The organism is Actinomadura sp. HBU206391, assembly GCF_014323665.1.
GTDB lineage: Bacteria > Actinomycetota > Actinomycetes > Streptosporangiales > Streptosporangiaceae > Actinomadura_C.
Genome location: NZ_JABVEB010000038.1, coordinates 1 through 12,298, shown reverse-complemented (window position 1 = coordinate 12,298; position 12,298 = coordinate 1). Strand labels below are relative to the sequence as shown.

At 69.5% G+C, this 12,298-nt stretch carries 11 protein-coding genes; 8 read left to right on the top strand and 3 right to left on the bottom strand.

Annotation, left to right across the window (positions count from 1 at the left end; all coding sequences use genetic code 11):
• Positions 1–12 precede the first annotated feature (12 nt).
• On the top strand, positions 13–1,380 hold the full coding sequence (locus tag HKK72_RS15000) for an FAD-dependent oxidoreductase (protein WP_410050304.1): 1,368 nt from the start codon (positions 13–15) through the stop codon (positions 1,378–1,380).
• A gap of 331 nt (positions 1,381–1,711) precedes the next feature.
• A complete protein-coding gene (locus HKK72_RS14995) occupies positions 1,712–2,077 on the top strand; it encodes a hypothetical protein (protein ID WP_187234971.1) in 366 nt (121 codons plus the stop codon).
• A gap of 136 nt (positions 2,078–2,213) precedes the next feature.
• Here HKK72_RS14995 and dxs read toward each other — a convergent pair whose 3' ends face one another.
• A complete protein-coding gene (gene dxs, locus HKK72_RS14990; RefSeq protein ID WP_187234970.1) occupies positions 2,214–4,130 on the bottom strand; it encodes a 1-deoxy-D-xylulose-5-phosphate synthase in 1,917 nt (638 codons plus the stop codon).
• 149 nt (positions 4,131–4,279) lie between these two features.
• Here dxs and idi point away from each other — a divergent pair, with 149 nt between their 5' ends.
• From idi to HKK72_RS14965, 5 genes are all read left to right on the top strand, one after another.
• Positions 4,280–4,870: an isopentenyl-diphosphate Delta-isomerase gene (gene idi, locus HKK72_RS14985; protein ID WP_187234969.1), complete on the top strand. Its 591-nt coding sequence runs from the start codon at positions 4,280–4,282 to the stop codon at positions 4,868–4,870.
• 169 nt (positions 4,871–5,039) lie between these two features.
• Positions 5,040–6,332: an ABC transporter substrate-binding protein gene (locus tag HKK72_RS14980; protein ID WP_187234968.1), complete on the top strand. Its 1,293-nt coding sequence runs from the start codon at positions 5,040–5,042 to the stop codon at positions 6,330–6,332.
• A gap of 51 nt (positions 6,333–6,383) precedes the next feature.
• Complete coding sequence (locus tag HKK72_RS14975) at positions 6,384–7,277, top strand: carbohydrate ABC transporter permease (RefSeq protein ID WP_187234967.1); 894 nt, start codon at positions 6,384–6,386, stop codon at positions 7,275–7,277.
• Between the two features lie 71 nt (positions 7,278–7,348).
• The gene (locus tag HKK72_RS14970) at positions 7,349–8,119 is read left to right on the top strand and encodes a carbohydrate ABC transporter permease (RefSeq protein ID WP_187234999.1); all 771 of its coding nucleotides are present in this window, start codon (positions 7,349–7,351) and stop codon (positions 8,117–8,119) included.
• A 233-nt stretch (positions 8,120–8,352) separates the two neighbouring features.
• Complete coding sequence (locus HKK72_RS14965) at positions 8,353–8,865, top strand: hypothetical protein (protein ID WP_187234966.1); 513 nt, start codon at positions 8,353–8,355, stop codon at positions 8,863–8,865.
• Here the strand turns inward: HKK72_RS14965 and mug are convergent.
• On the bottom strand, positions 8,855–9,424 hold the full coding sequence (gene mug / locus HKK72_RS14960) for a G/U mismatch-specific DNA glycosylase (protein WP_187234965.1): 570 nt from the start codon (positions 9,422–9,424) through the stop codon (positions 8,855–8,857). The two genes, HKK72_RS14965 and mug, sit on opposite strands and share 11 nt — an antisense overlap.
• 1 nt (position 9,425) lies before the next feature.
• The gene (locus HKK72_RS14955; protein WP_187234964.1) at positions 9,426–10,145 is read right to left on the bottom strand and encodes a sulfite exporter TauE/SafE family protein; all 720 of its coding nucleotides are present in this window, start codon (positions 10,143–10,145) and stop codon (positions 9,426–9,428) included.
• Positions 10,146–11,037: 892 nt separating this feature from the next.
• On the opposite strand from HKK72_RS14955, the gene HKK72_RS14950 reads away from it, so the two are divergent.
• On the top strand, positions 11,038–12,298 hold a 1,261-nt coding region (locus HKK72_RS14950; protein ID WP_187234963.1), incomplete at its 3' end, for a serine/threonine-protein kinase.

The window sequence follows — 12,298 nt, the reverse complement described above, 5'->3', positions numbered from 1 at the left end:
ACAATGCGAGGTGTGGCGGACCAAACTCCTTTGCGTGTGGCGGTCATCGGCTCCGGGCCGGCCGGGATCTACACGGCCGAGGCCCTGGTCAAACAGGCGGGCGAACAGGTGCGGGTCGACGTCTTCGACCGGCTTCCGACCCCGTACGGCCTGGTCAGGTACGGCGTCGCGCCCGACCACAAGTCCATCAAGTCGATCGCGCGCTATCTGCAGGGTGTGCTCGAGAATCCGGCGGTGCGCTTCTTCGGCTGCGTCGAGCTCGGCCGCGACCTCACCCGCGCGGATCTGCTCGCGTGCTACGACGCGGTCGTCTACTCGACCGGCGCGATGGTCGACCGGCACCTCGGCATCCCCGGCGAGAACCTGCCCGGCAGCATCGCCGCCACCGACTTCGTCAACTGGTACTGCGGCCACCCCGACGCCGCCGATCACCGGTTCGACCTGACGGCCGGGGAGGTCGCGGTCATCGGCGTCGGCAACGTCGCCGTCGACGTCGTCCGGATTCTGGCCAAGACCGCCGAGGAGCTGCGCGACACCGACGTACCGCAGGACGTGCTCGACGCGCTCTCGGCGAGCGAGGTGCGGCGGATCCACATGATCGGCCGGCGCGGCCCGGCGCAGGCGAAGTTCACCACCAAGGAGGCGCGGGAGCTCGGCGAGCTGCCGCACGCCGCCATCCACGTGAGCCCCGAGGACCTCGACCTCGCCGCGTCCGACCCCACCGGGGCCAGTGCGGCGCTGGCCGAGTCGGACCGGCTGGTACGCGGCAACATGAAGGCGATGCGCGCGTGGATGGAGTCGCCGCCGGGCGACCGGCCGCGCCGCATCGACCTGCGCTTCTGGCGCGCGCCCGTGGAGATCCTCGGCACCGATCAGGTGGAGGGCCTGCGCCTGGAACGGACCCACCTGACCGAGGCGGGCCGGGTGACCGGCACCGGTGAGTACGAGACGCTGCCGGTCGGCATGGTGCTCCGGTCGGTGGGCTATCAGAGCGTGCCCCTGGACGGGGTGCCCTTCGACGAGCGCTCGCACGTCGTCCCCAACGAGGCCGGCCGGATCCTCGGTGCGGGTGGCCGGGTGGTGCCGCGGGAGTACGTCGCCGGCTGGATCAAGCGGGGACCCACCGGGGTCGTCGGCACCAACAAGTCCGACGCGGCCGAGACCGTGCGGGCCCTGCTCGCCGATCTCGGCGGGCTCGAGCACACCCGGCCGCAGCAGCGCATCGAGTCGCTGATCGAGGCGCGCGGCGTCCCGGCGATCACCTACGCCGACTGGCTGAACCTGGATGCCGCCGAGATCGCGCTGGCCCGGTCGCTGGACCGCGGCGAGCGCGTCAAGCTCGGGCGCTGGGCGGCCATGCGGGACGCCTGCCGCCCCTGAGGCACCTCCGAGGACGGCCGTCCTGACAACGGCGGTTGACCTGGTGCCGGTTCCGCCACGTCTCGCCCACGGCCGGTGGAGGAGCGGTACCCGGACGGCCCGTGGTCGGCCACGCCGCGGGCGGTGAGTCACGTTTCCCGGGTATCCGTTGGGTGACGCCCGCGATGTCGCGCTTTGCGGAGAAGATTCTCCGTCGATCGCGGGACGCTCATATGACCCTGACGCTCGTTTCGTACGACCTGTCGGGCGAATGCCGCCAAAGGCCTTGCCGAGCGGATTGGGCGTACTGGAAAAGGTGACGCGGGCATGACACGGGCGCTACCGTGCGCTTGTGCCCGACGCTCCCGAGGTGGCCGGATTCCCCACGCCCAGGCAGCTACCGCAGCTCAGGTGGCTGGGCCAGGACTACGTCGCCGTTCTTGTGCGCGACCTCACCCAGGGTCTGCGGCGTCAGGACGCAGGCACCTCGGTGATGGGCGTGCACTGCGAGTCCCGGCCCGACCTCAAGGCGTCGGTGGACTCACGCGGCATGATCCGCGACCACGACGCCGGCTTCCTGCTCCAGGTGTTCGTCCAGGACGGCAGCGGCCGGCCTTGGCGGCTGCGCGGACGGTGGACCTACGTCGGCCGTGACCTCGGCACCGCCACCGCGTCGATCACGCACTACTGGGAGCTCTTCTCCGCGGACGGTGTCTGACCGCGCCTGACCGACCCCACTTACCCGCACGCGCCTTCGGCGGGCCGCGCCGATCGGCGGCGCCGGCGCACGGCTCTGACCGGCGGCGCCGACGGGCCGGGCTCGCTTCCGCCCGGCCGCGCCCGGCCGCCTCGCCTCAGTCGGTGGGGATCTGCTGCAGTTCGGTGACGTGCGTGACGCGGGCCACCGCCGCGGTGATGTCGCGGGCCAGCGCCTGCGGCGTGAGCCCGATGTCGGCGAGGATCTCGGCGCGCTTGGCGTGGTCGAGGAACTCCTGCGGGATGCCGAAGGTGCGCACCGGCGTGTCGACGCCCGCGTCGCGGAGCAACCGCGCGACCGCGTCACCGACCGCGCCGACCCGGCCGTTGTCCTCGACGACGGCGACGAGGCTGTGCTCGCCCGCCGCCGCGACCAGCGCCGGGTCGAGCGGCTTGACCCACCGCGGGTCGACCACCGTGACGCCGATGCCGTGCGCGGACAGCCGCTCCCCCACCTCGACGGCGGGACCGGCCATCGAGCCGGCGGCGACGACGAGGACGCTCGCGCCGTTGGAGCCGGTGTGGCGGGCCAGCACGTCCATCCCGCCGAGTGAGTCGATCGCGTCGAGGTCGTCGGCGACGGGACCCTTGGGAAAGCGGAGGGCGGTCGGGCCGTCGGTCACGGCGACGCACTCGCGCAGCAGCTCCCGTAGCCGGGCGCCGTCCCTCGGCACCGCGATGCGCATGCCGGGCACCAACTGGAGGATCGACAGGTCCCACATGCCGTTGTGGCTGGCGCCGTCGTCGCCGGTGACGCCGGCCCGGTCGAGCACGAACGTCACCGCCTGCTTGTGCAGGGCCACGTCCATGAGCATCTGGTCGAAGGCCCGGTTGAGGAAGGTGGCGTAGAGGGCGACCACGGGGTGCAGGCCGCCGATGGCCAGGCCGGCGGCGGAGGTCACGGCGTGCTGCTCGGCGATGCCGACGTCGTAGGTCCGCTCCGGATAGGCGTCGGCGAAGCCGCCGAGCCCGACCGGGTGCAACATCGCCGCGGTGATCGCGACGACGTCCGGCCGCTCGGCGCCGATCTCGACCATCTCCTGGCCGAAGACCTTGGTCCAGCCCGGGCCGCCCTTGGGCAGCTGCTTGCCCGTGGCGGGGTCGAAGGCCCCGCCGCCGTGCATGCAGTCCTCTTCGTCGTTCTCGGCGGGCGCGTAGCCGAAGCCCTTACGGGTGATGCAGTGCACGATCACCGGGCCGCCGAACCGGCGCGCCTTGCGCAGCGCGTGCTCGACGGCGTCCTCGTCGTGACCGTCGATCGGGCCGACGTACTTCAGGCCGAGGTCCTCGAACATCGCCTGCGGCTGCAGGACGTCCTTGAGCCCCTTCTTGATGCCGTGCAGCGCCTCATAGGCGAGGTTGCCGACGACCGGCGCCCGCGGCACCGTCTTCTTGATGAGGTCGAGCGCGTGCTCGTACCCCTGGGTGACCCGCAGGTCGGCGAGGTGGCTGGCCAGCCCGCCGATCGTCGGGGAGTACGACCGGCCGTTGTCGTTGACGATGACGATGACCGGCCGGTCCCGGCCGGCCGCGATGTTGTTCAGCGCCTCCCAGCACATGCCGCCGGTGAGTGCGCCGTCACCGACCACGGCCACGACCGTGCGGTCGGACTCGCCGCGCAGCTCGTAGGCCTTTGCCAGCCCGTCGGCGTACGACAGCGCGGTGGAGGCGTGCGAGTTCTCGATGATGTCGTGCTCGGACTCGGCCTGGCTCGGATAGCCCGACAGACCGCCGCGCTGGCGGAGCCGGTCGAACCCCTCGTGCCGGCCGGTGAGCAGCTTGTGCACGTAGGCCTGGTGGCCGGTGTCGAAGAGGATCTTGTCGTGCGGAGAGTCGAACACCCGGTGAAGCGCGATGGTCAGCTCCACGGCCCCGAGGTTGGGCCCGAGGTGTCCCCCCGTCTTGGACACGGCGTCGACCAGGAAATCCCTGATCTCCCCGGCGAGCTGGGACAACTGCGCCTGGTCCAGTCGCTTAAGGTCTTCCGGCCTTCGAATCGACGTCAGCAGGCTCACATGCGCTCCTCGGATCAGAGACGACCTCGGCTCTGACTATTGGACGTCCTGAGTTTAATGGTGGTTGCCGGCTCCGCCGCGCCGGTCTCGGATCTGTAAGGATCTTCCCACGGGATCCGGACATAACGGCGAGGGGGTAGTACGGAGACATGAGCGATGAGGAGATCGTGCTCCTGGACGAGGCGGGCGCGGCCATCGGCACGGCCCCGAAGGCGGCCAGCCACCACCGCGCCACCCCGTACCACCTGGCGTTCTCCTGCTATCTGGTGGACGACGCCGGGCGGGTGCTGATCACTCAGCGCGCCCACGACAAGGCGACGTTCCCCTCGGTGTGGACCAACAGCTGCTGCGGGCATCCCGCACCCGGCGAGGGGCTGCGGGACGCCGTGCTGCGCCGGCTCGGCGACGAGCTCGGGGTGTGGCCGGGCGCGGAGGGTTTCACGCTGCTCCTGCCGGAGTTCTCCTACCGCGCCGAGATGGACAACGGCGTGACGGAGTTCGAGCGGTGCCCGGTCGTACGGGTGCGGGTCGGCCCCGCGGAGGCGGGCGCGCTGCGGCCGAATCCCAGCGAGGTGGCGGCCGCCGAGTGGCGGACCTGGGACGAGTGCCTCGATCTCGCCGGGCGGCCCGAGGCCTCGGCCTGGTACCGCCTCCAGGTCGCGCAGCTCACCTCGCTCGGCACTCCCGCCGACTGGCCCGGCGCCCCGGTGTCGTTGCTGCCTCCCGCCCTCTCCTGGTGATCCCCTCCCCGTCGCCTTTCGGACCGCCCGGTAAATGATCACGGGAGCGTAACGAACCTTGCTTTGGACGCTGTCCAAGCAGACGCTTGTTTGTGGACACGCGCCGGGAACGCCCTTTCCGTTCGGCCGGGGCATCGGGGGACGGCGAGAAACCCGAAGGGACATGCCGATGCGAGGACGGTGGACCGCGTTCGCCGCGGTCGCGCTGAGCAGTCTGTTGGTGGCGACCGGCTGCGGCGGAGGCGACGACAGTGGCGGCGGCAAGCCCGACACCAAGGTGGAGGTCTTCTCCTGGTGGACCGGGCCAGGTGAGGCCGACGGGCTCGCGGCGATGAAGGCCGACTTCGAGAAGAAGAACCCCGGCATCAAGTTCGACAACGCCGCCATCGCCGGCGGCTCGGGCACCCAGGCCAAGGCGGTGCTGGCCAGCCGGCTGCAGAACCGGCAGCCGCCCGACTCCTTCCAGGGGCACGCGGGCGCCGAACTGCTCGACTACATCAAGGCCGGGCAGATCGAGCCGCTCGACTCGTTCTACGACCAGAACGGCCTGCGCCAGGTCTACCCGCAGCAGCTGCTGGACCAGATCAGCTACCAGGGCCACATCTACTCGGTGCCGGTGAACATCCATCGCTCCAACGTCCTGTGGTACAGCCCCTCGGTGCTCAAGGAGGCCGGCGTCTCGGGCGCGCCGAAGTCGATCGCCGAGTTCATCACGGCGCTCAAGGCGGTGAAGGACAAGACGAAGAAGGTGCCGCTGTCGCTCGGCGCCCAGTGGACCTCCGACCACCTGCTCGAGAACGTACTGCTGGGCGATCTCGGGACCGACGGCTACAACGCGCTGTGGAAGCCGGGCGCCGACTGGAGCAGTCCACAGGTCACCAAGGCGCTGCAGGACTTCGCCGAGATCCTGAAGTACACGACCTTCGAGGCCGCCTCCACGGACTGGCAGGGCGCGGCGAAGGCCGTCGTCGACGGCAAGGCCGCCTTCAACATCATGGGCGACTGGGCCTACGGCTACTTCGTCGGCTCCGCGCCGAACGGACTCGGCAAGAAGGCCGACACCGACTTCAAGTGGGCCGCGTCGCCGGGCACCGAAGGCACCTACATGTGGCTGTCGGACAGCTTCACCCTGCCGAAGGGGGCCCCGCACAAGGAGGGCGCCACCGCGTGGCTGAAGGAGGCCGCCAGCAAGGAGGGCCAGGACCTCTTCAACCCGAAGAAGGGTTCCATCCCGGCCCGCAAGGACGGCGACAAGGCGCTCTACACCGGCTACCTGGCGTGGGCACTGGAGCAGTGGCAGTCCCCGTCGACCAAGCTGGCCGGGTCGTTCTGGCACGGCGTGACCGCGAACAACAAGCTGCACACCGACATCGACACCGCGGTGGGCCTGTTCCTGCAGAACAAGGACGTGGCCAAGCTGCAGAGCGCCCTGGTGACGGCGGCCAAGAACGACAGCCAATGACGCTCCGCCCCACCCGCGTCCGCGCCCGGCCGGGTGCCCGAAACTCGCCGGATGACCAGAACACGCCGGATGCCCCAGTGGCTGCCCGGCCTGCTGCTGGTCTCGCCGTCGATCGTCGCGATCGGCGTGTTCGTGTACGGGCTGATCTTCTGGAACACCCGGGTCGCGGTGAGCGGCCGGCACGACGAGATCTCCCCGTACCGCTTCGACAAGGGCGAGAACTTCGTCGACCTGTGGAGCCAGCCCAGCTGGCCCGGAGCGGTGCGGCACGCGCTGCTGTTCACCGCGGTCTTCGTCGGCGGCGCGCTGCTGCTCGGCTGGTTCCTGGCCTTCCTCATGGACAAGGGGATCAGGTGGGAGGGCGGCTTCCGCGCGATCTACCTGTTCCCGATGGCGGTGTCGTTCATCGCGAGCGGCGTCGTCTGGCGCTGGCTGATGAACCCCGCGCCGCACGAGCGCGCCGTGGGGTTCAACCAGCTGCTGGACAAGCTCGGGCTCGGCTTCGTGGCGAACGACTGGTGGCAGAACCCGCGGTGGGGCATGGCCGCGATGGCGATCCCGGCGATCTGGCAGATGTCGGGATATGTCATGGCGTTGTATCTCGCCGGCTTCCGTGGCGTCCCCGAGGACCTGCGCGAGGCGGCCCGGGTGGACGGCTGCTCCGAGTGGCAGGTCTACCGCCACATCGTCTTCCCTCAGCTCCGGCCGGTGACGCTCTCGGCACTGATCATCCTCGGCCACATCTCGCTCAAGGTGTTCGACCTCATCATGGCGATCGCGGGCAAGCAGATCATCACCTATGTTCCCGCCATCGCCACGTACGTGGAGGTGTTCGACCGGCATGACCCCGCCAACGGCGCGACCATCGCGACCTACCTGCTGCTGGCGGTCGCCGTGCTGGTGATCCCCTACCTCGTCTGGTCCGTACGCGCGGACCGCCGGTGATCGCGCTCTCCCCCGTACACCGGGGACAGGCGCTGCGGACGGCCAAGCTGGTGATCCTGCTGGCCATCGCGATGGTCTTCCTGATGCCGGTGTACGTGCTGGTCGTCACGAGTTTCAAGTCACTCAGCGAGGCCGACCCGAGCACGGCGTGGAGCCTGCCGAAGAACTGGAGCTTCGAGGGGTGGCAGGCCGCGTGGACGGCGCTCAAGCCCGGGCTGGTGAACAGCTTCAAGATCGCGGTGACAGGTTCGCTGATCTCGGCGATACTCGGGTCGCTGAACGGCTTCGTGCTCGCGAAGTGGCGTTTTCCGGGGGCGGACGCCGTCTTCACGCTGTTCCTGTTCGGGATGTTCATCCCGTACCAGGCGGTGATGATCCCGCTGGCCGGACTGCTGACCCGCATGGAACTGGTGGGCAGCATCAGCGGACTGGTGCTCGCGCACGTGGTGTACGGCATCCCGATCTGCACGCTCATCTTCCGCAACTACTACGTCACGATTCCAACGGAGCTGATCGAGGCGGCCCGGGTGGACGGGGCGGGGATGCTGCGGACCTACCGTTCGATCGTGCTCCCCGTGTCGGGGCCGGCCTTCGCGGTGACGCTCATCTGGCAGTTCACCTCGCTGTGGAACGACTTCCTGTTCGCGGTCTTCCTCGGCGCGCCGAAGAGCTGGCCGGTGACGGTCATGCTGAACAACACCGCCGGGTCGGGTGCGGTCGCCGTGCAGTACAGCCAGCAGATGGCGTCGGCGCTGCTGGCATCACTGCCGACGCTCGTCGTCTATCTTCTGCTCGGCCGGTTCTTCATGCGCGGGCTGCTGGCGGGCGCGCTCAAGGGTTGACCGGAATACCGGCCGCAGGACAACCGGATGGCATTGCCGAGCGTCCCATTGATGGGGCCAGAAGATTGCGTCTCAGCACATCCGACGGTCGAAGCCACTGGTCAACGGGGGCCAGCCGGGAGTGCGAACGGAATCACGTCTCTACTAAGCCATAAATCCTTCTAAATCGGGCACATCACCAGCCGTTACCCCGGTAAAGATGGGTGTCAGGTGAGCACACGGGAGGTACTTCGTTGCAGGCGATCAGTGTTCGGCAGCCGTGGGCATGGGCCATCGCGCGGGGACACAAGACGCTCTCCAACCAGAGCCTGCCCACCGTCTACCGAGGCCCGCTCCTCATCCATGCCTCCATGCGGGTCGATCTGAAAGCCGGTGACTCACCGCTCATGCACACCGCGGGATGGGACCCCGGGGACCCGCTCGCCACGCTCGGCGCCGCCATCGCGCTCGCCGAGCTCGACGACGTCTGCACGGCCTCCGTCCGCGGTATGGCCCGGGGCGCCGCGGGCCGAAGCGCCGGGAACGGGGGCGCCGAAATCGGCGGCGCGGACGGCGGCGGGGACGGTGATGTCCGGTGCTCCTGCGGCGCCTGGGCCGAACCCGGCGCCTACCACTGGCGGCTGTCGAACGTGCACGCCCTGCCCCGGCCCGTCGTCGCACTCGGCCGGCCCGGTCTCTGGCAGCCACCGTCCGCTCTGGTCGCCGACGTCGAGACCATGCTCGAGACCGCCGGGCTCAACCGCTGACCGCGGCGCGAAGGCGCGCGAACTCGGCGGCGATCCGGTCCAGGGTCCAGCTCGCGTTGAGCCCGCTGGGATTCGGCAGCACCCACAGCCCGGCCGCTCCGAACCCTTCCGGCTGCGGGCCGATGGCCGCGCGGGGCCGCCCGAACGCGGCCCGGTAGGCGGTCACCCCCGCGATCCCGACATAGCGCGGCCGGTGCCGCTCGACGAGGGTGCGGAGCCGCTCTCCTCCTTCGCGCAGCTCCTCGCCGCTGAGCTCGTCGGCGCGGGCGGTGGCGCGGTCGACCAGGTTGGTGATGCCGAGGCCGTACGAGGGCAGCAGTTCCTGCTCGTACGGTGCCAGCAGCCGGTCGGTGAAGCCGGACCGGTGCAAAGCCGGCCAGAAGCGGTTGCCGGGGCGAGCGAAATGATGGCCCGTCGCACCGGAGTACAGACCCGGGTTGATGCCGCAGAACAGCACCCGCAGCGACGTTCCGGCGGGCGGCAGCACGTCACCGATGGCACGGCCTCGGGCGTCCCTCACCTGGTCTGCGGTCGGCTTGGAGCCGGGGCGCGGTTCCATGTCAGCCGAGGCTCCGGAGGATGAGCACGGTGGCCGAGGCCGCCGTGACGAGCAGGACGCCGGCCCGCATGCGGCCGTTGTCCAGGACCCGGCGCAGCGGCCTGGAGAGCAGGAACCCCGCCGCGGCGAACGGGGTGAGCGCCAGCCCGGCCGTGACCTGCCGTACCGGCAACTGGTCGGCGGCGGCCAGCGTAAGCAGCGAGATCAGCGCTCCGATGGTGAAGAAGACGGCGAGGGTCGCCCGGATCCTCGGGCCCTCCTCGCGCTGGTAGAGAAGAGCGAGCGGCGGCCCGCCGATTGAGGTGGCGGTGCCGGTGGCGCCGGAGAACACGCCGGCCGCCACCAGCGTCCGGGGGCTGCGCGGCACGAGGCGGGGCAGCGCCGTGATCCCGACCGCGGCCAGCACCATGCCGCCGACCACGATCCCGAGGAGGCGGGACGGCAGCACCGCCACGACCCAGACACCGAGCGGGGTCCCGGCCAGCCGGCCGCCGAACGCCCAGCGGAGCCCGCGCCAGTCCGCGAAACGGACCTCACGGACCAGCGTGAAGAGCGGGAGCACGCTGGCGGCGACGAGCACCGACCCGGGCATGAGAGAGGGGAACAGCAACGTCACGACCGGCGCGGCCACCAGCCCGAGGCCGAGTCCGACGCTGCCCTGCACGATCGCACCGATGATGGCGGCGAACCCGGCCACGGCGATGAAGCTCAGATCTGGCATGTCAGCCGCAACGTTAGTGATCGATCGATCGACTCGCATCTCGGCCCCGTCGCGGCGGGCCGCCCTCGGCCCCCTGCCGATCGCCTCCGGCCGGATATTCGCCCGGCCCGGATTCACCCGACAGCGCTCGGATACGGCGCTATATGATCGCCTCGAATAGCTAAAATAAAGTAGCTTTCGGGTTCATATCCGAGAGGCTCAGCACATCGAAGGCCAGCATATCATCATGGCCGGAAGAAAGGCCGAGGCGCCTCTGTACGCGGGCACGGCCGGCGGCCCGCGGAGCCGAACGGCCGAGGCTTCCAACGCCGGAACCCATACCATGGATAATTGTCGAGAATCCAGCCGACGGATGGGTGGCCCATCCGGCCCGACCTCCGGGTACGGCTCACCTCCTGCCCTTTCGGCCGGGCGGACGGCTCGTATCTCGAACGGGAGGGCCAGGAAGCGGTTCGAGATCTCTTCGAAACGTACAACGCGCCGCCTTCGTCAGTCGACGTTCGGTACGTAGATGTACCCCCGGGGCGATGAGATCGGAGGGGTTCCGCACCGCTCGCGAGGTTCCACGGGCGCCGCCGGCCAAAGCGCCGACAGCGGCAGAATGATTCAGCGCGGTCCGGCCGGATGCGTGTTCTGCCCGACTGGAAAACCGATGGTCTGACCGCCATACTTGAAGTGCCGCGGATCCGGGTCGAGTCGCCGGCGAAGGGGTGGCCAGTCGACCCATCCAGAAGACGCATCCATCCGACGATGGAGCCCATCCGGCTCATCGACGGAGGGTGGGCGTCTTCCGGATCCCAGATCCCCGGCGGACGCACGGCTTGCTCGTGATTGAACGTGCCCGTGAAGCACCGGCCGCACCGATGCCTCACCGTTATGGCAGGAGCCCGATATGTCGACGATGAAAGGCGATGAATCCGTCGCCCGTCTCGTTACCGGTTATCACTCGTTGTCGGTGAGTCATCGGAACAAGGGCGCTGTCATTTATCACGCATTGCAGGACGGCACCAACGCGCCGGTCGCGCTGAAGGTGCTGAGGCTCAAGGAGCCGGTCGCGGCGCCGTCCGACGGCGAGGACCTGGCCACCATGCTCAGGCTGTCGGCGCATCCGCACATCGTGAGCATTCTCACGACGGGCGTCACCACGACCGGCCGTCCGTGCGTGGCGATGCAGTACTGCCAGGGCGGGTCGTACGCCGACATTCTCGCCGCCCGGGGGTCCCTGCCGGTGGCCAGGGTCGTCGAGACGGGCGTCGCGATCGCTTCGGCGCTGGCGGCGGCGCATGCCGAGGGAATGCTGCACGGGTCCGTGACGCCGAGCAATGTCCTCCAGACGCAGACCGGCCCGGCGCTGACCGACTTTCCGATCTCACGTCCGCCGGACGATCTCACCGGCACACTCGGCATGTCGACGCCGTACCACTCGGCGCCGGAGGTGCTCCTCGGCGGGCGACGCTCCGAGGCGTCCGATGTCTACGGCCTCGCCTCGACATTGTGGACATTGCTTGCAGGGCATCCGCCGTTCGCCCGGCCGGGTGAAACCGAGCTGGATTTCTTCGCCTATCGCGAACGCGCGCTGGGCGAACCCGCGCCACCCGTCGCCGCCGACGTCGTCCCGGCGGAACTGCAGGCCGCTCTGGACAAGGCACTGTCGCAGAACCCGGCGCACCGCTACGACAGCGCGGAGGAATTCGAAACCGCCCTGTCCGCCATCGAAACGTGGATCTCACCCGAGCCGCAACCGGCTGCGCCAGGGCAGCAATTCATACAAACGGTTATGAACCCGGAGAAAAGCCGCCTCGGATGGCGATTCTTCGACGCAGAACCCGATCTCGATCCGCCCACGTTGGCCGCAAGACCTCATGGTGCCGTGGACCAGACGCCGGACGCCGCCCGGCCGACCCTGTCCGGTGGGTACTCGACCGTTCCGGAACAGGCTCCGGACGGGGAGCAGCCCACCATGAGCCCGCAATATCCGGCGGTATCGGGATCGGTACCGCGGCTGGACTACGTGCTCGATTTCGACGCCCCCGCGCCGGCACCCGCAGCCACGCCAGAGCCGGTCATTCCCGCATTCGGCTCCACCACCTCGGTCCCACATCCGCAATACCTCATCGAACAAGAATTCCCCACACCAGAACCAGCAGCCCAAC